Source organism: Streptomyces sp. NBC_01465, from assembly GCF_036227325.1.
Taxonomy (GTDB): Bacteria; Actinomycetota; Actinomycetes; order Streptomycetales; family Streptomycetaceae; genus Streptomyces.
In genome coordinates, this window is sequence record NZ_CP109467.1 from 3,384,422 (window position 1) to 3,400,665 (window position 16,244).

Below are 16,244 nucleotides of genomic sequence, written 5' to 3' on the forward strand. Positions count from 1 at the left end.
GCGTTGCAGTCCTGCGCACAACGAAGATCACCATACTCGTCACAGCCGGAAGAGCAAGGCAGGCGGCGGGGGCGTCACCGTACGCCAAAGGGCGACCACCCTTACGGGTGATCGCCCTTCAGTTCAGAGAGTCAGAAGACTCTCGGAGTCACTTGACCTCGACGGAAGCGCCGGCGCCCTTGAGGGACTCGGCAGCCTTCTCGGCGGCCTCCTTGGCGACCTTCTCGAGGACGGGCTTCGGGGCGCCGTCCACGAGGTCCTTGGCCTCCTTGAGACCCAGGGAGGTCAGCTCACGCACGACCTTGATGACCTGGATCTTCTTGTCGCCGGCACCGGTGAGGATGACGTCGAACTCGTCCTGCTCCTCAGCGGCCTCGGCGGCGGCCGGGGCGCCCGGACCGGCAACGGCGACGGCCGCGGCGGCGGTGACGTCGAACTTCTCCTCGAACGCCTTAACGAACTCGGAGAGCTCGATGAGGGTGAGCTCCTCGAACTGGGCGAGCAGGTCTTCCTGGCTGAGCTTCGCCATGATGGCGGGTCCTTCCACTAATTCGGCAGGTGCCGTATGTACATGTCGGCGGGCGTACAGGCCCGCTGCGACCTACGCCGAGTGGCGTCGGTCATTGCGCGAGCCGAATTACTCGGCACCGCCCTGCTCGTCGGCAAGCTTGACGCGAAGCGCTTCCGCGGTGCGGACGAACTTCGACGGCAGAGCCTGGAAGAGCTGCGCAGCCTGAGTCTGCTTGCCCTTCATGGCGCCGGCCAGCTTGGCGAGCAGAACCTCGCGGGACTCGAGGTCCGCAAGCTTCTTGATCTCATCGGCGGACAGCGCCTTACCGTCAAGGACACCGCCCTTGATGATCAGGTTCGGGTTCTCCTTGGCGAAGTCACGAAGACCCTTCGCCGACTCCACCGGGTCACCGGTGATGAAGGCAACCGCCGTCGGACCACTGAAGTGGTCGTCCAGCGAAGTGATCCCGGCCTCGTTGGCCGCAATCTTGGTCAGCGTGTTCTTCACCACGGCGTACTGGGCGTTCTCACCGAGCGAACGACGCAGCGTCTTGAGCTGCGCCACGGTGAGACCCCGGTACTCGGTCAGCACGGCGGCGTTCGAGCTGCGGAACTGGTCCGCGAGCTCGGCTACCGCGGCAGCCTTGTCGGGCCTTGCCATAGAGCGTCGGCCTCCTTCCGGGTGATGAGGACCGCTCAGAAGGAACCGCGGAAAACGAAAACGCCCCGGCACAGGTGCACGGGGCGTGAGCTCGACCGGACGAATCCGGGAGCACTTCCACAGTCACCTGCGCAGGTCGTCCGTAATCAACGGATCCTTCGGCCACCGCACTCTCAGCTGAGAACACGGCAACGACCAGCGGTCTTTGGCTTCTGTGGAAGATTACGCGAAAGGGGCGGCGTCAAGCAAATCCGCCCCCGTGGCGAGGTTTGGACTCGCGATTACTGCTTGTTGATCATCTTGGTGAAGTCGATGGTGTCCCCGGCCGGAGGCGCCTCCGCGGGGGCCGCGACGCCGTAGTCGGAGTAGTAGACCGTCGAGTTGAGCTCGCCCGTCTTCATCTGGCCGCGTTCGATCTTCTTCACCAGAAGATTGTCCTTGTTGATCCAGATGTCCACCTGCTCGGTGGTGATGCCGGCCTTCTCCAACTGGGCCTTGAGTGCGGCCATCTTCTCGGCGGACAGCGCGGTGTTCCGCTCCGTCAGCTTGGCCACGTCGACCGTGCCCGAGTAGTGCGTCGCGGAGACCCCGCGCACATCCTCAGTGCCCACCTTCTTCACATCGCCCGAGGCGAGCAGGGACTTCACCCCCTGGTCGGGAGTGGTGTTCTGCATCTGGTCCTTCATCGCATCGCCGGAGGCGCCCATGAGGCGGGCCATGTCGGCGTAGCGGTACTGGATCCAGTGCTTGCCGCCCGACTGCTTGGCGAACACGTCGCCCATGTTCACGTAGTAACCGTCGTGCAGGTAGCGGGCCTTGACGGTGCCGTCGGTGCCCATCTGCTTCATGGTGTTGGCCATGGTGCCGGCGGTGTAGGTGATGTCCATGGTGCCCGTGACACCGTTCGACCAGGCCATCACGCCGCTCTGCTTCATGGACATCGTGGAGCCCATGACCGTCGTGCCCTCGACCTTGGCGGACTTGGTCTCGCCGGTCTTCTGCTGGGCCAGCTGCAGTGCTGCGATCGGGCTGACCTCCTTGACCGCTCCCCCTCCAGTGTCCCCGCCCGTCTTCTTGGCCGTACCGCCGCTGCTTCCGCAGGCCGCGACCGCGGTCAATGCCACTCCTGCGACAACTGCCGTACTGATACGGCGCATTGTGCTGGTCTCCATGGAACCGTCCACCCCTCTGGTGCTGTTGGGACCCATGCATTCTGCCGCTTCCGCGTCACGGGTTCCTCAAAGCCGCGCAAAAGAAACCGGGCCCCGCATCTCCGAAGAGATGCGGGGCCCGGTCGGTCCGGCTACTGCTGAGACCCGAGGGCTCAGACGGAGGCCGGGTCCTCCTCGACGAGGAGGTTGCGCGTGCGGTTGGCGTCCAGCGCGATGCCGGGGCCCATCGTGGTGGCCAGGGTGGCCTTCTTGATGTAGCGGCCCTTCGCGGCGGACGGCTTCAGACGGAGGATCTCCTCCAGCGCCGCGGCGTAGTTCTCGACCAGCTTCGTCTCGTCGAAGGAAACCTTGCCGATGATGAAGTGCAGGTTCGAGTGCTTGTCGACGCGGAACTCGATCTTGCCGCCCTTGATGTCGTTGACAGCCTTCACGACGTCGGGGGTGACGGTGCCGGTCTTCGGGTTCGGCATCAGACCACGCGGACCGAGCACGCGGCCGAGGCGGCCGACCTTGCCCATGAGGTCCGGGGTGGCGACGACGGCGTCGAAGTCCAGACGGCCCTTCGCGACCTCGTCGATGAGCTCGTCGGAGCCGACGATGTCGGCGCCCGCGGCGAGCGCGGCCTCAGCACGGTCGCCGGTCGCGAAGACCAGGACCCGGGCGGTCTTACCGGTGCCGTGCGGGAGGTTCACGGTGCCACGGACCATCTGGTCGGCCTTGCGCGGGTCGACGCCCAGACGCATGGCGACCTCGACGGTGCCGTCGAACTTCGTGGCGGAGGTCTCCTTGGCGAGACGGACGGCCTCGAGCGGGGGGTAGATGCGCCCCGCGTCGATCTTGGCGTCCGCAGCGCGGAGAGTCTTGCTGCGCTTCACTGCTGCTCCTGTGGTGTCAGGTGTGGAGTCGTGGTGCGGACCAGCGCTGGTCCTACCACTGGAAGGTCAGACGGGGGGCTGGATCAGCCCTCGACCGTGATGCCCATGGAACGGGCGGTGCCAGCGATGATCTTCGACGCGGCGTCGAGGTCGTTGGCGTTCAGGTCGGGGAGCTTGACCGTGGCGATGTCGCGGACCTGGGCAGCCGTGAGCTTGGCGACCTTGGTCTTGTGCGGCTCGCCGGAGCCCTTGTCCACACCTGCGGCCTTGAGGATCAGCTTCGCGGCCGGCGGAGTCTTGGTGATGAAGGTGAAGGAACGGTCTTCGTAGACCGTGATCTCCACCGGCACGACCATGCCACGCTGCGACTCGGTCGCGGCGTTGTAGGCCTTGCAGAACTCCATGATGTTGACGCCGTGCTGGCCCAGTGCGGGACCGACCGGCGGCGCCGGGTTAGCGGCGCCCGCGTTGATCTGGAGCTTGATAAGCCCCGTGACCTTCTTCTTCTTGGGAGGCATTGCTCTCTCCGGGTCCTAGTGAGAGTTTTTCGCCCACATCCGGTCATCCGGACGGAGGCATACCGCACAACGATAACGGGTATAGCTGCGCGACCAAAAACCAAGCAGGTCAGACCGGCTGCGAGAGCCTGTCTGACCTGGTCGGTAGGCGTGTGTCCAGAGAGAACTAGTTCTTCTGGATCTGGTCGAAGCTGAGCTCGACCGGAGTCTCGCGGCCGAAGATCTCGACGAGGCCCTTGACCTTCTTCGAGTCGGCGTTGATCTCGTTGATCGTGGCCTGGAGCGTCGCGAACGGGCCGTCGGTGACCGTGACCGAGTCGCCGACCTCGAAGTCCAGCACCTGGACCTCGACCTTGCGCTGCGGCGCCGGCAGACCGGCCTCTTCCGCTGCGGCCTTCGCGGCCTTCTCCTCGGCCTCCGGAGCGAGCATCTTGACGATCTCGTCCAGCGTCAGCGGGTACGGGTCGTAGGCGTTGCCGACGAAGCCGGTGACACCGGGGGTGTTGCGGACAACGCCCCACGACTCGTTGGTGAGGTCCATGCGGACCAGCACGTAACCGGGAAGCTTGTTCTGGCGGACGTTCTTGCGCTCGCCGTTCTTGATCTGGACGATTTCCTCTTCAGGCACCTCGGCCTGATAGATGAACTCCTCCACGTTCAGCGAGACGGCGCGCTGCTCCAGGTTGGCCTTCACGCGCTTCTCGTAGCCGGCGTACGTGTGGATGACGTACCACTCGCCGGGGAGACCGCGGAGCTCCTGGCGCAGGGCCTCGACCGGGTCGAGAACCTCGGCGGGCTCGGCTTCGGCCTCTGCCTCGGCAGGCTCCTCGTCGCCCTCGGCGTCGTCGGCCTCTGCCTCGACTGCGGCCTCGTCCTCATCGCTCTCGGCGACCGCTTCGGCCTCGTCCTCGATGTGAACAGCGGCCTCTTCGGCCGGCTCGCCAGCAGCGGCGTCAGCAGCTTCTGCCTGGTCGGGGTCCACAGCGTCTGCCGCCTCGACGATGTCGAGTTCGGCCTCGGCGGACTCGTTCAGGTTCGGGTCAGACACGGTGGCTGCTTCTTCCTGGATACAAAGGTGTGGAACATGCGAAAGGGGCGCCGCTCCGGGCGCCCTTCGCGGGATCAGCCAAAGACGTACTTGACGGCGTGGTTGAACCCAAAGTCAATCACGGTCACGATGCCGATCATGATGACAACAAAGACAATGACCACTGTCGTGTACGTCGACAGCTGGTTGCGCGTCGGCCAGACGACCTTGCGGAGCTCCGCGACGATCTGGCGGTAGAAGAGCGCGAGACGGCCCAGGGGGCCCTTCTTGCCGCGCTTTCCACCCTTGCGCGCCTTCTTGCTCGACTCCGGCGCCTCATCCTGCGCATCAGGCATGTCGATGGAGCCGACGGCGTCCGTCACGATCTCTCACCTGATTCCGGGTCGTGACCATGCCGCGCCCGGTGGAGCCGCATGGCAATCAATGAAGTACTTACATGCGCACACAACCGGCGAAGGTGTGTGTAGCAGGGCCGGAGGGACTTGAACCCCCAACCGCTGGTTTTGGAGACCAGTGCTCTACCAATTGAGCTACGACCCTTTGTTGTTCCCCCAACCTACCGCATCCGGGGATGTGGTCGGTGTGGGCCAACGGTGAGTGAGTGTACGTGCTCACGGGGCTGACGTCGAACAGATCATTCCTGACCAGTCCGTGAAACCCGTGTGCCGAGCGCGTTTCAGGTCTGGGACGATGGGCCGTATGAGCGCTGCAACTCCTCCTACCGAGCGCAGGGTCTCCGCCCGCATCGGTGCTATCTCCGAGTCCGCGACCCTCGCCGTCGACGCGAAGGCCAAGGCCCTCAAGGCCGCCGGACGCCCGGTGATCGGCTTCGGGGCCGGTGAGCCCGACTTCCCGACGCCCGACTACATCGTCGAGGCCGCGATCGAGGCCTGCCGCAACCCGAAGTACCACCGCTACACCCCGGCCGGCGGGCTCCCCGAGCTCAAGGCCGCCATCGCCGCCAAGACGCTCCGCGACTCCGGTTACGAGGTGGACGCCTCCCAGGTGCTGGTCACCAACGGTGGCAAGCAGGCGATCTACGAGGCCTTCGCCGCGATCCTCGACCCGGGCGACGAGGTCATCGTCCCGGCTCCGTACTGGACGACGTACCCCGAGTCGATCCGTCTCGCCGGCGGTGTCCCGGTCGACGTCGTGGCCGACGAGACCACCGGCTACCGGGTCTCCGTGGAGCAGCTCGAGGCTGCCCGTACGGAGCGGACCAAGGTCGTCCTCTTCGTCTCGCCGTCCAACCCGACCGGCGCCGTATACAGCGAGGCCGACGCCGAGGCGATCGGGCGCTGGGCCGTCGAGCACGGTCTGTGGGTGCTCACGGACGAGATCTACGAGCACCTTGTGTACGGAGATGCGACGTTCACGTCGCTGCCCGCGATCGTGCCCGAGCTGCGCGACAAGTGCATCGTCGTCAACGGCGTCGCCAAGACGTACGCGATGACCGGCTGGCGCGTGGGGTGGATCATCGGCCCGAAGGACGTCGTCAAGGCCGCGACCAACCTGCAGTCGCACGCCACGTCGAACGTCAGCAACGTGGCGCAGGTCGCCGCGCTCGCCGCCGTCTCCGGGAGCCTGGACGCGGTCGCCGAGATGCGGACCGCTTTCGACCGGCGCCGGCAGACCATCGTGCGGATGCTCAGCGAGATCGACGGGGTCGTCTGCCCGACGCCCGAGGGCGCCTTCTACGCGTACCCCTCGGTGAAGGGGCTGCTCGGCAAGGAGATCCGGGGCAAGCGGCCGCAGACCTCGGTCGAGCTCGCCGCGCTGATCCTGGACGAGGTCGAGGTCGCCGTGGTGCCCGGCGAGGCCTTCGGGACCCCGGGCTACCTGCGGCTCTCGTACGCGCTGGGCGACGAGGACCTGATCGAGGGCGTCTCGCGGCTGCAGAAGCTGCTGGGCGAGGCGCGGGACTAGTTTCTCTGCGACTAGTACGGATGCGGGCTTCCGGCTTCGGCCGGGGGCCCGTTTCTTCGTTCGGGCAACTACTCATAAGGGGAAAGCCGCTACCGGGAGGACAGGTCCGTACGGCAGGATCTTGGGATGGAGCACGTACGTGATGTCACGCTGTTGCCGAAGGCCCATCTGCATCTGCACTTCACCGGGTCGATGCGGCCCTCGACCCTGCTGGAGCTGGCCGACAAGTACGGCGTCCACCTGCCCGAGGCGCTGACCGGCGGGGAGCCGCCGAAGCTGCGGGCCACCGACGAGCGGGGCTGGTTCCGCTTCCAGCGGCTCTACGACATCGCGCGGTCTTGCCTGCGCGCCCCTGAGGACATCCAGCGGCTGGTGCGCGAGGCTGCCCAGGAGGATGTGCGGGACGGGTCCGGGTGGCTGGAGATCCAGGTCGATCCGACGTCGTACGCGCCCCTGCTCGGCGGGCTGCTCCCGGCGATGGAGATCATCCTGGACGCGGTCGACTCCGCGTCGCGGGAGACCGGGCTCGGGATGCGGGTGGTCGTCGCGGCGAACCGGATGAAGCATCCGCTGGACGCGCGGACACTGGCGCGGCTCGCGGTGCGGTACGCCGACCGCGGGGTGGTCGGGTTCGGGCTCTCCAACGACGAACGCCGGGGCATGGCAAGGGACTTCGACCGGGCCTTCGCCATCGCACGGGAGGGCGGGCTGCTGGCCGCGCCCCACGGTGGGGAGCTCAGCGGGCCTTCTTCCGTACGGGACTGCCTGGACGACCTGCACGCGACCCGGATCGGGCACGGGGTGCGGGCGGCCGAGGATCCGCGGCTGCTGCGGAAGCTGGCGGAGCGCGGCGTGACGTGCGAGGTGTGTCCGGCGTCCAATGTGGCGCTGGGGGTCTACGAGAAGCCCGAGGACGTGCCGTTGCGGCGGCTGTTCGACGCGGGGGTGCCGATGGCGCTGGGAGCCGACGATCCGCTGCTGTTCGGGTCGCGTCTTGCGGCGCAGTACGAACTGGCGCGCAAGCACCAGGGGTTCACCGACGAGGAGCTGGCCGAGCTGGCGCGGCAGTCGGTCAGGGGGTCGGCGGCGCCGGCCGACGTACGGGAGAAGCTGCTGTCCGGGGTGGACGACTGGCTGGCCGCCTGACCCCGGACACGGGGATTGTTAGGTGAGCTTCGCGCGGTCCGCCGGGGACAGTGCCGTGTACTGGAGCGCCGTCGGCAGGAACTGCGGGTCGAACATCGCTCCGCGGACCTCGTCGGGCACCAGCACGCCACTGACGGCGAAGCCCGGTGTGCCGGACGCCTTCGACTTCTCGTACGCCTTCTCCGAGGCCGTCACGAAGGCCCGGTACTTCATGTTCTTGACCGCCGCGTCGAACTCCGCGTCGCGCAGGCCCGGGACCAGGGACGCCATGCGGAGAAGGAAGTCGTCCGTGTAGCCGTCGACCGACTCCTCGGGCTGATGGGCGAAGAGCACATCGTGGTACTCCGCGAACTTCCGCTTCTCCAGCGCCGCGCGCAGGGCGTTGGCCGCGCGCTTGGAGCCCTGGCCGCCCAGGCGGTCGTCGAGGAACGAGGCGAGCGTGTACTCGGTGCGGTACAGGCCCTTCTTCGTGAGCCTGCGCAGCACCGGTGCGCCGCTCTCGGGGTCCTCGAAGTCCTTGCAGACCGGGCAGCGCATGTCCTCGTACACCTGCACGGGCGTGCTGCCGGTCCGGCCGACGACGATCGTGGTGCCGTCCTTGCCGAGCCGCTCCGGGAGCTGCGCGGAACTCGTGCCCGCCTTGCTTTCCTCGATCGGGCTGCCGGTGCATCCCGTCGCCAGTGCCGCGGTCAGAGCTATGCCTGCCGCAGCCCTTCTGAACTGCATTGATCTTCCCCTCCCCTGGGTACGGGGAGGACCCTATGCGATCCCTGTGAGGAGGGTGCGGGCAATTCCCGCCGCGAACTCGTCGAGGGGCTGCGGGGGGACTCCGCCCTCGGACATCTCGTAGGCGAAGGCGCGCTGGGCGCAGGCTCCCAGGAGGAGGGAGGCGGCTGCGTAGGTGTCGGCTTCGGGGGTGAGGCGGCCTGCCTGCTGTTCGGCGCGGAGGTAGGCGTCGAGGCGGCGGATGGGCATGTGCGGGCCGGCGCCGATCGCGCGCATGGCGTCGTCGTGGCGCTGTTTGAGGCGGGGTTCGGCGTAGAGCGAGGCGGCGATCGGGAAGCTTTCCGCGTAGAAGAGGGCCGCCTGGCGGGCGATGGTGACGAGGTTCTCCTCGACGCTGTGCCCGCCGGGGCTCTCGACCAGGGTGTTCAGGAGGGGGGCCAGTTTGGGCAGGCGTTCGCTGAGGACCGTGACGAAGAGGTCTTCCTTACTCGGGAAGTACTTGTAGAGCGCCGCCTCGGAGCAGCCCGCCGCCTTGGCGATCTCCTTGGTGGTGGTGCGGGCGAGGCCGGCGGTGCGCATGAGTTCGTGAGCGGCGTCGACGATGCGGACGCGGGCCGGCTTCTGCTGCATGGAGTGACCAACCAAGGTTGACGAGTGGGTGAGCGTTTACTCACTATAGGGGTGAGTGAACACTTACCCACCCGAGAGGACGTGCCATGAAGCTCACCGTTTTCGGAGCGACCGGCGGCATCGGCCAGGAGATCGTCAAGCAGGCGCTGGCGGCAGGTCACCAGGTCACGGCGGTGGTGAGGGATCCGGCCCGGCTCCCGGTCCCACTGTCGGAGGTGCAGGTCGTCACGTCCGACCTCGACGACGCCGAGGAGCTGCGGGCCGCCGTGGCCGGGCGCGATGCGGTGCTCTCGGGGCTGGGAGCGCGCAAGCGGTCGGACGCGGGGGTGGCGGCCCGGCTGACCCGGCCGGTGCTGCAGGCCATGGAGGCGGAGGGCACACGGCGGCTGCTCGTGGTGAGCGCGGGGCCGCTGGGTCCGGCCCCCCAGGGTCAGCCGCTCGTCGACCGCGCGATGCTGTCGGTGGTCAACTCGGCTCTGCGCCCGGTCTACGCCGACCTGCGCGCGATGGAGGACGCACTGGCCCAGTCGGCCACCGACTGGACGTCCGTACGGCCCCCGAGGCTCACGAACAAGCCGGTGAGCGGCGTCTACCGGACGGTGGTCGGCGGAAATCCGAGCCGTGGCAGGACCGTCGCGCGCGCCGATGTCGCGCACGCGATGCTGGCGATGATCGACGACCCGGCGACCGTGAAGCAGGGCGTGGGCGTCGCGTACTAGTTGCGGAGCAACTAGTCAGGCGCACGGTCCCGGCCCGTCGTCCAGCGGGCGGAAGGTGGCCGTGCGGCCTCCGAGGTAGGAGACCTCGGCGATGTCGGGGGCGAGCAGCTGGACCGTGCCGGGCGGGGACGGTTTCCAGGCGTCCTTCGGTGTCTTCTCGTCGGAGGCCCACCAGCGGCCGCCGAGGCGGACGACGTCCGGGCCCTTGCCGCACGAAGGGCCGCCGCCCAGCTGCAGCGGGTACAGCACGCCTGCCTTCGGTTTCTCCACATCCGATTCCAGCCGGTCCAGACAGCCCGGGGCTACGGCATCAACATCGGCCTGATCCGCCGGGTGGAACGTCATCCAGGGGACACCGGAGACTCCCCCGAAGCGCAGGGTGTCCTTCGACCGGAGCGTCATGGGCCGCGTCAGATAGGGCCCGGCGAGCTGAATCGCCCAGGTGGAGTGGGGCGGGGCGGTCCACAGGCGCCCGTCGAAGAGGGCGACCCGCAGATCACAGACCCCGGGCAGCGCATACGTGTACTTCTCGCCGATCACCGCGCCGGAAGGTGTCCGTACGGCTGCGGTCGAGGCTCGCGAGGATCCGTCCCCGCCCTCCCCTCCCGCAAGGTTCAGCCCCAGTGCCGACCCGCCGAGCGCAACCAGCGCCGTCGCACAGGCCGCCACTGTCGCCCGTCGCCGTCCGCGCGTACGGCGGCCGCGGGCCATCAGGGCCGGGGCGGCCACCGGTGGTGCGGGGCCGTCCGACGCGGCCAGATCGTGCAGCGCCTGGCGCAGCAGTTCCTCGTCCTCTTCCGCGTGGTCCCTGTCGCTCACCGCGCGCCCCTTCCCGCGTAGCCGGTCAGCGCACCTGTGGCGCGCAGTCGTTCCAGGGCCCGGTTGGTACGGCTCTTGACCGTCCCGGGCGAACAGCCGAGCAGCTCGGCCGTCTGTTCCACCGACAGGTCCTCGTAGAAGCGGAGCACCAGCACCGCCCGTTGGGCGCGGGGCAGGGAGGTGAGGGCGCGCCGGAGCTCGATGCGGGTGTCCGTGCCGCCCGTCGCGTCGTCGGCTCCGTCGGGCCGCTCCCCCTGGAGCGCGTGCGGCACCTCGCGGTGCCAGCTGCGGCGGCGCCAGGTGGCGTACAGATTGACGACCACCTTGCGCGCGTACGCCTGTGGGGACTCCCAGGCCGCCGAGCGCCCCCAGTGCAGATAGACGCGGACCAGAGCGGCCTGGACCAGGTCCTCGGCGGTGTGCCGGTCCCCCGTCAGCAGGCGGGCCGTGCGCAGCAGCGAGGGGTACGCGGACGCGGTGAACTCCGTGAAATCGGCATCGCGCGCGGGCGGGCCTGTCTCCACCTGTGTCCCCCCTCGACGAGCACCCTGTCACTCACTCGACAACCGGGGGTGCCCGGTGGGTTCCACCGGGTTTCAGAGGCTGACGCCGACCGTCACCGGTTCGTTGACGAGAGTGACTCCGAAGGCCTCCTGGACGCCCGCGACGACCTCGCGGGCGAGCGCGAGGAGGTCTTCGGTCGTGGCACTCCCCCGGTTGGTGAGGGCGAGGGTGTGCTTGGTGGAGATCCGGGCCGGGCCCGTCCCGTACCCCTTGGTGAAGCCCGCCTTGTCGATCAGCCAGGCCGCCGATGTCTTGGTCAGGCCCTCCCCCGCCGGGTACGCGGGCGGGACGACATCGGAGCCGAGCCGCGCATGCGCCCTGGTCAGGAAGGTCTCGTACTCCTGCGCCGTGAGGATCGGGTTGGTGAAGAAGGAGCCTGCGGACCAGGTGTCGTGGTCCTCGGGGTCCAGCACCATGCCCTTGCCCGCGCGCAGCTTCAGCACCGTCTCGCGGGCCTGTGCCGCCGGGACGCGGTCGCCGGCCTCGACGCCGAGGGCGCGGGCGGTTTCCGGGTACTTGATGGGCGCCGAGAGGCCGTCCGCGTCCTCCAGCTCGAAGCGGACGCGCAGGACGACGTAGCGGTCCGGGTCCTGCTTGAAGCGGCTGTGGCGGTACGAGAAGTGGCAGTCGGCGGCGGGGACGGTGACCGTCTCGGCGGCCTCGCGGTCGTACGCGACGACCTCGGTGATCGTGGAGGAGACCTCCTGGCCGTACGCGCCGACGTTCTGGATCGGGGTCGCTCCGGCGGAGCCGGGGATTCCGGCGAGGCACTCGATACCGGCCAGGCCTGCCTCGACCGTGCGGGCGACGGCGTCCGACCAGATCTCGCCGGCCGCCAACTCGAGCTTCGTACCGGAGAGTTCGAAGCCCCGGGTCGCGATGCGCAGCGCCGTACCACTGAACCCCCCGTCGCCGATGACCAGGTTGGAGCCACCGCCGATGACGAGGAGGGGCGTGCCTGCGGCGTCGGCGGCGCGGACCGCTTCGATCACCTCGGCGTCGGTCTCCGCCGTGATCAGCCGGGTGGCGGGGCCGCCCAGGCGGAAGGTGGTCAGGGGGGCGAGGGGGGCTTCGTGGAGTTCCTGCACGGGTTCAGCCTACGAGACCGCATGCGGACGGCCCCGCCTGTGTGGGCGGGGCCGTCGGCTGGGGTTCCGGATCAGACCGTGGCGAGCTCGCGCTCCTGGACAGGCGTCTCCTCGGTCACGGACTTCGTGCGGCGCGGGATCATCAGGGCGACGAGGGCCGCGAGGGCGACCGTTGCGGCGCCGATCCACAGGGCGGGGACGGTGCCGTCGGTGAACAGCTGCGGGGGCCCGTAGCCGCCCTGGGAGGCGAAGACCGCGCCCAGGATGGCGACTCCGAGCGATCCGCCGACCTCGCGCAGGGCGTTGTTGGCGCCGGAGGCGATGCCCTGCTCGGCGGGGCGGACGCTGGACATGACCACGCTGGCCGCGGGGGCGAAGTAGAGCGCCATGCCGATGCCGCTGAGGATCAGGGCCGGGAGCTGGGCGGCGTACGAGACGTCGGGGCTCAGGACCGCCGCGAAGAGGCCGAGGCCGATCGCCTGGAGGGCGAGACCGGCGACGACGACCGGGCGGCCGCCGATGCGGTCCGAGAGGATCCCGGCGAACGGCGCGACGATCAGCGGCATTCCGGTCCAGGGGAGCATCCGCAGACCGGCCTCGGTGGGCGAGTAGCCGGAGACGCCCTGGAAGAACTGGCTGAGCAGGAAGATCGAGCCGAACATCCCCAGGAACATCAGCATGGCGGCGATGTTGATCCCGAAGAAGGCGCGGTTACGGAAGAGCCGCATGGGGAGCATGGGGTTCTTGTGGGTGAAGCCGTGGTGGACGAAGCCGGCCAGGAGTGCGGCACCCGCGAAGAGGCTGATGAGGATGGTGGGTGAAGTCCAGCCGTCGGTCTGGCCGTTGACCAGTCCGTAGACGATGCCGAAGAGACCGCCGCTGACGAGGAGCGTGCCGGGGATGTCGAGGCGGGCGTTGGGTGCGAACGACTCCGCGAGGCGGAGGCGGGCGAGGGGCAGCAGAGCCAGGCCGACCGGGACGTTCAGCCAGAAGATCCACTCCCAGGAGAAGTGCTCGGTGAGGCTGCCGCCGATCAGCGGGCCGCTGGCGACCGCGAGGCCGGTGACGGCGGAGAAGATGCCGAGCGCGGCGCCCCGCTTGGCGGCCGGGACGGCTGCGGTGAGCAGGGTGAGAGTCAGCGGCATCATGATCGCGGCGCCTACGCCCTGGACGGCGCGGGCGGCGACCAGGGAGTTGATGCCGGGGGCCATGGCCGCCGCGGCGGAGGCGAGGGTGAAGACCGTGAGACCGGTGATGAAGAGCTTGCGGCGGCCGAACCGGTCGCCGAGGGCCGCGCCGAACATCAGCAGGACCGCGAAGGTGAGCGTGTACGCGTTCACCGTCCACTGCAGGTCGGAGAGTTTGCCGCCCAGGTCCTCGCGGATGGAGGGCAGGGCGGTCGTGACGACGAGGTTGTCGAGTGCCGCCATGAAGCCTGCGACGCTGGTGATGATCAGGGCCCAGGTGGCGCCCCCGCGCCCTCCTGCTGCTTGCTCGTTCATTGCTCCCCCTCGGGATTAGTTATCAATGACTAACTTTGCCGGGCATGAAACGGGACGCGCAGGTGGAACACGGAACTCATTCGCGGCCGAGCCGCACCGACTCGTGGAAGCAGATCCAGGTGCGGTGTCCGGGCCCGAAGCCCAAGGACACCAGGGTGTTGATGAGCATGCCGCCCCCGAAGAACTGCGTGGTCTCGGCGGGATCGGCGCCGAGCGCGAGATGGACCGTGTCGTACAGCTCCGACCAGGCCGCCCTGATCGACTCACCGAACTCGTGGTCGCCGGCGACCTCGGCCGAGGCCACGGCGACGTACATCTGCATCTGCATGAGCAGCTTGTCCGGGTCCTTGGCGATGAGGGTTTCGTACGCCTCGCCCATGACGTGCCTGGCGTCCTCGACCTCGACCCCCTCGGCCGCCTTGCTGAACAGCTCGGCGATCTCCTGACAGCAACGGACCGACGCGGCAAGGAAGATGGCCTGCTTGTTCGGGAAGAGCCGGAAGAGATACGGCTGCGAGACACCGACCCGCTTGGCGATCGCCTCCGTGGAGGTGCCGTGGTAGCCGCCGCGGGCGAATTCCGTCACCGCCGCGCGGATGACGCTCTCGCGCCTCTCGTCTGCGCTCATCCTGACCATGCGAGTAAGTTAGTGGCCAATCACTATCTAAGTCAAGGGGTGAAACGGGTAAGGGGCGTCCGCCATTGCGGACGCCCCTTACCCATGACGCTTCTCAGGCGAGGCGGACGACGGCGCGGGACATGCCGAGCACCTTCTGACCTGCACTCATCGCCGTCAGGTCGACGCGCACCGTACGGGCGTCGTCGTCCAGCTTGGCCGCGACCTTGGCGCTGACCTCGATCAGCGCACCCGTCTCGTCGTTGGGGACCACGACGGGCTTCGTGAAGCGCACGCCGTACTCCACGACCGCCGCCGGGTCGCCCGCCCAGTCGGTGACCACACGGATCGCCTCGGCCATGGTGAACATGCCGTGTGCGATCACGTCGGGCAGCCCGACGCCGACCGCGAACTTCTCGTTCCAGTGGATCGGGTTGAAGTCGCCGGAGGCGCCCGCGTACTGCACCAGCGTGGCGCGCGTCACCGGGAAGGACGCCGCCGGCAGCTCGCTGCCGACCTCGACGTCCGCGTAAGAGATCTTCGCCGTCATCGCGTCACACTCCCTCTGCCGCGCGGGACACGAGCTTGGTCCAGGCGGTCACGACGTGCTCGCCGGACTCGTCGTGGACCTCGCCGCGGATGTCCAGGATGTCGTTGCCCGCCATCGACTTGATCGCCTCGATGGTCGAGGTGACCGTCAGCCGGTCCCCCGCCCGCACCGGACGCTTGTAAGCGAACTTCTGATCGCCGTGCACCACCCGGCTGTAATCCAGACCCAGTTGCGGATCTTCGATCACCGCACCTGCGGCCTTGAAAGTGATCGCAAACACAAAAGTCGGCGGAGCGATCACATCGGAATGACCGAGCGCCTTGGCGGCATCCGGATCCGTGTACGCGGGATTGGCGTCACCCACAGCCACCGCGAACTCGCGGATCTTCTCCCGGCCGACCTCGTACGGAGCGGTGGGCGGATAGGTCCGCCCCACGAAGGACTGGTCGAGCGCCATGACTCGCTACCTCCTGATGTGAAAGTGCCTGAACCTGCAAACGACGCAAGGCCGCCCCCCGAGGGGGACGGCCTTGCCATACGAGCCTGAGTGTCAGCGCGTCTCGCGGTGAGCTGTGTGCGAGTTGCAGCGCGGGCAGTGCTTCTTCATCTCAAGACGGTCCGGGTTGTTACGCCGGTTCTTCTTGGTGATGTAGTTCCGCTCCTTGCACTCCACGCAGGCCAGCGTGATCTTCGGGCGGACGTCGGTGGCAGCCACGTGAGTGCTCCTGAGACGGTCGTTGGACGGATGAACGCAAAAAAGAGTAGCCGATCGAAGGACCGACCCCACAATCGGCTACTGTGTGTAGCGGTGACCGGACTTGAACCGGTGACACAGCGATTATGAGCCGCTTGCTCTACCGACTGAGCTACACCGCTTTGATACGGAATCCCTCACCCGAAGGTGAGGGCTACCGCACCAGAGCCCCAATGCGGAATCGAACCGCAGACCTTCTCCTTACCATGGAGACGCTCTACCGACTGAGCTATTGGGGCGAGCGAGGAAGACATTACCCGCTCCCTCGCCGATCGACCAAATCCTTAAGTCGGCCCGCTCCCCCACCACTCACACCGGCCCCACGAGGCCACACCGGTACGACTATTCCGCTCCTCCTCGAAGCGCGCCCGGCCTCGCCCTAGGCTCGCTCCACCGCTGCGTGATCTTGATCCACGAGCC

The 16,244-nt window shown here is 68.0% G+C and carries 20 protein-coding genes and 3 tRNA genes; 3 read left to right on the forward strand and 20 right to left on the reverse strand.

What is annotated here, in order from left to right; translation table 11 throughout:
* Positions 1–148: 148 nt before the first annotated feature.
* The 8 genes from rplL to OG707_RS15880 form a co-directional block, all read right to left on the reverse strand.
* Entirely contained in the window at positions 149–529 is a 381-nt protein-coding gene (rplL, locus tag OG707_RS15845) for a 50S ribosomal protein L7/L12 (protein ID WP_329118661.1), read from the reverse strand.
* A 108-nt stretch (positions 530–637) separates the two neighbouring features.
* Positions 638–1,171, reverse strand: coding sequence for a 50S ribosomal protein L10 (gene rplJ, locus OG707_RS15850; RefSeq protein WP_329118662.1), 534 nt, complete (start codon positions 1,169–1,171; stop codon positions 638–640).
* 281 nt (positions 1,172–1,452) lie between these two features.
* Positions 1,453–2,343: a hypothetical protein gene (locus tag OG707_RS15855; RefSeq protein ID WP_329118664.1), complete on the reverse strand. Its 891-nt coding sequence runs from the start codon at positions 2,341–2,343 to the stop codon at positions 1,453–1,455.
* Between the two features lie 152 nt (positions 2,344–2,495).
* Positions 2,496–3,218 (reverse strand): 50S ribosomal protein L1, encoded by a 723-nt coding sequence (gene rplA, locus OG707_RS15860; RefSeq protein ID WP_329118666.1) that lies wholly within the window; start codon positions 3,216–3,218, stop codon positions 2,496–2,498.
* A gap of 83 nt (positions 3,219–3,301) precedes the next feature.
* Positions 3,302–3,736, reverse strand: a complete 435-nt coding sequence (gene rplK, locus OG707_RS15865; protein ID WP_329118668.1) for a 50S ribosomal protein L11 — start codon at positions 3,734–3,736, stop codon at positions 3,302–3,304.
* 166 nt (positions 3,737–3,902) lie between these two features.
* Positions 3,903–4,784 (reverse strand): transcription termination/antitermination protein NusG, encoded by an 882-nt coding sequence (nusG, locus tag OG707_RS15870; protein ID WP_329118671.1) that lies wholly within the window; start codon positions 4,782–4,784, stop codon positions 3,903–3,905.
* Between the two features lie 74 nt (positions 4,785–4,858).
* Positions 4,859–5,146, reverse strand: coding sequence for a preprotein translocase subunit SecE (gene secE, locus OG707_RS15875; protein ID WP_329118673.1), 288 nt, complete (start codon positions 5,144–5,146; stop codon positions 4,859–4,861).
* A gap of 105 nt (positions 5,147–5,251) precedes the next feature.
* Positions 5,252–5,324: transfer RNA gene (locus OG707_RS15880), tRNA-Trp, on the reverse strand.
* Between the two features lie 159 nt (positions 5,325–5,483).
* Here OG707_RS15880 and OG707_RS15885 point away from each other — a divergent pair.
* Both OG707_RS15885 and OG707_RS15890 read left to right on the forward strand, forming a co-directional pair.
* Complete coding sequence (locus tag OG707_RS15885) at positions 5,484–6,710, forward strand: pyridoxal phosphate-dependent aminotransferase (protein ID WP_329118675.1); 1,227 nt, start codon at positions 5,484–5,486, stop codon at positions 6,708–6,710.
* 126 nt (positions 6,711–6,836) lie between these two features.
* Positions 6,837–7,856: an adenosine deaminase gene (locus OG707_RS15890; RefSeq protein WP_329118677.1), complete on the forward strand. Its 1,020-nt coding sequence runs from the start codon at positions 6,837–6,839 to the stop codon at positions 7,854–7,856.
* 18 nt (positions 7,857–7,874) lie between these two features.
* On the opposite strand, the gene OG707_RS15895 is transcribed toward OG707_RS15890, so the two are convergent.
* Together OG707_RS15895 and OG707_RS15900 are read right to left on the reverse strand one after the other, a co-directional pair.
* Positions 7,875–8,582, reverse strand: a complete 708-nt coding sequence (locus OG707_RS15895; RefSeq protein ID WP_329118679.1) for a DsbA family protein — start codon at positions 8,580–8,582, stop codon at positions 7,875–7,877.
* A gap of 33 nt (positions 8,583–8,615) precedes the next feature.
* Positions 8,616–9,212 carry a TetR/AcrR family transcriptional regulator gene (locus tag OG707_RS15900; RefSeq protein WP_329118681.1) on the reverse strand — a complete coding sequence of 199 codons (597 nt, stop codon included), beginning with the start codon at positions 9,210–9,212 and terminating at the stop codon, positions 8,616–8,618.
* A gap of 86 nt (positions 9,213–9,298) precedes the next feature.
* On the opposite strand from OG707_RS15900, the gene OG707_RS15905 reads away from it, so the two are divergent.
* On the forward strand, positions 9,299–9,931 hold the full coding sequence (locus tag OG707_RS15905; protein ID WP_329118683.1) for an NAD(P)-dependent oxidoreductase: 633 nt from the start codon (positions 9,299–9,301) through the stop codon (positions 9,929–9,931).
* A gap of 15 nt (positions 9,932–9,946) precedes the next feature.
* Here OG707_RS15905 and OG707_RS15910 read toward each other — a convergent pair whose 3' ends face one another.
* The 10 genes from OG707_RS15910 to OG707_RS15955 all read right to left on the reverse strand — a co-directional run bounded on the left by OG707_RS15910 (position 9,947) and on the right by OG707_RS15955 (position 16,063).
* The gene (locus tag OG707_RS15910) at positions 9,947–10,750 is read right to left on the reverse strand and encodes a hypothetical protein (protein WP_329118685.1); all 804 of its coding nucleotides are present in this window, start codon (positions 10,748–10,750) and stop codon (positions 9,947–9,949) included.
* Positions 10,747–11,274: a SigE family RNA polymerase sigma factor gene (locus OG707_RS15915; protein WP_329118687.1), complete on the reverse strand. Its 528-nt coding sequence runs from the start codon at positions 11,272–11,274 to the stop codon at positions 10,747–10,749. Before OG707_RS15915 ends, OG707_RS15910 begins: the two co-directional genes overlap by 4 nt.
* A gap of 72 nt (positions 11,275–11,346) precedes the next feature.
* A complete protein-coding gene (locus tag OG707_RS15920) occupies positions 11,347–12,402 on the reverse strand; it encodes a UDP-N-acetylmuramate dehydrogenase (protein ID WP_329118688.1) in 1,056 nt (351 codons plus the stop codon).
* A 71-nt stretch (positions 12,403–12,473) separates the two neighbouring features.
* Positions 12,474–13,904 (reverse strand): MFS transporter, encoded by a 1,431-nt coding sequence (locus OG707_RS15925; protein WP_329118690.1) that lies wholly within the window; start codon positions 13,902–13,904, stop codon positions 12,474–12,476.
* Positions 13,905–13,980: 76 nt separating this feature from the next.
* Positions 13,981–14,541 carry a TetR/AcrR family transcriptional regulator gene (locus tag OG707_RS15930; protein WP_329118692.1) on the reverse strand — a complete coding sequence of 187 codons (561 nt, stop codon included), beginning with the start codon at positions 14,539–14,541 and terminating at the stop codon, positions 13,981–13,983.
* Positions 14,542–14,635: 94 nt separating this feature from the next.
* Positions 14,636–15,070: a MaoC family dehydratase gene (locus tag OG707_RS15935; protein WP_329118694.1), complete on the reverse strand. Its 435-nt coding sequence runs from the start codon at positions 15,068–15,070 to the stop codon at positions 14,636–14,638.
* A 4-nt stretch (positions 15,071–15,074) separates the two neighbouring features.
* Entirely contained in the window at positions 15,075–15,527 is a 453-nt protein-coding gene (locus tag OG707_RS15940; protein ID WP_329118696.1) for a MaoC family dehydratase N-terminal domain-containing protein, read from the reverse strand.
* Positions 15,528–15,620: 93 nt separating this feature from the next.
* Positions 15,621–15,785 (reverse strand): 50S ribosomal protein L33, encoded by a 165-nt coding sequence (rpmG, locus tag OG707_RS15945; RefSeq protein ID WP_003956487.1) that lies wholly within the window; start codon positions 15,783–15,785, stop codon positions 15,621–15,623.
* Positions 15,786–15,873: 88 nt separating this feature from the next.
* Positions 15,874–15,946 (reverse strand) — tRNA-Met (locus OG707_RS15950).
* Between the two features lie 44 nt (positions 15,947–15,990).
* Positions 15,991–16,063, reverse strand: a tRNA-Thr gene (locus OG707_RS15955).
* Positions 16,064–16,244: the final 181 nt, after the last annotated feature.

Excerpts from the sequence above, each read along its gene's own strand:
- rplL (WP_329118661.1), bottom strand. The coding sequence starts at position 529 with ATGGCGAAGCTCAGCCAGGAAGACCTGCTCGCCCAGTTCGAGGAGCTC.
- rplJ (WP_329118662.1), bottom strand. The coding sequence starts at position 1,171 with ATGGCAAGGCCCGACAAGGCTGCCGCGGTAGCCGAGCTCGCGGACCAG.
- OG707_RS15855 (WP_329118664.1), bottom strand. The coding sequence starts at position 2,343 with ATGGAGACCAGCACAATGCGCCGTATCAGTACGGCAGTTGTCGCAGGA.
- rplK (WP_329118668.1), bottom strand. The coding sequence starts at position 3,736 with ATGCCTCCCAAGAAGAAGAAGGTCACGGGGCTTATCAAGCTCCAGATC.
- OG707_RS15885 (WP_329118675.1), top strand. The coding sequence starts at position 5,484 with ATGAGCGCTGCAACTCCTCCTACCGAGCGCAGGGTCTCCGCCCGCATC.
- OG707_RS15890 (WP_329118677.1), top strand. The coding sequence starts at position 6,837 with ATGGAGCACGTACGTGATGTCACGCTGTTGCCGAAGGCCCATCTGCAT.
- OG707_RS15895 (WP_329118679.1), bottom strand. The coding sequence starts at position 8,582 with ATGCAGTTCAGAAGGGCTGCGGCAGGCATAGCTCTGACCGCGGCACTG.
- OG707_RS15900 (WP_329118681.1), bottom strand. The coding sequence starts at position 9,212 with ATGCAGCAGAAGCCGGCCCGCGTCCGCATCGTCGACGCCGCTCACGAA.
- OG707_RS15905 (WP_329118683.1), top strand. The coding sequence starts at position 9,299 with ATGAAGCTCACCGTTTTCGGAGCGACCGGCGGCATCGGCCAGGAGATC.
- OG707_RS15925 (WP_329118690.1), bottom strand. The coding sequence starts at position 13,904 with ATGAACGAGCAAGCAGCAGGAGGGCGCGGGGGCGCCACCTGGGCCCTG.
- OG707_RS15930 (WP_329118692.1), bottom strand. The coding sequence starts at position 14,541 with ATGGTCAGGATGAGCGCAGACGAGAGGCGCGAGAGCGTCATCCGCGCG.
- OG707_RS15935 (WP_329118694.1), bottom strand. The coding sequence starts at position 15,070 with ATGACGGCGAAGATCTCTTACGCGGACGTCGAGGTCGGCAGCGAGCTG.
- OG707_RS15940 (WP_329118696.1), bottom strand. The coding sequence starts at position 15,527 with ATGGCGCTCGACCAGTCCTTCGTGGGGCGGACCTATCCGCCCACCGCT.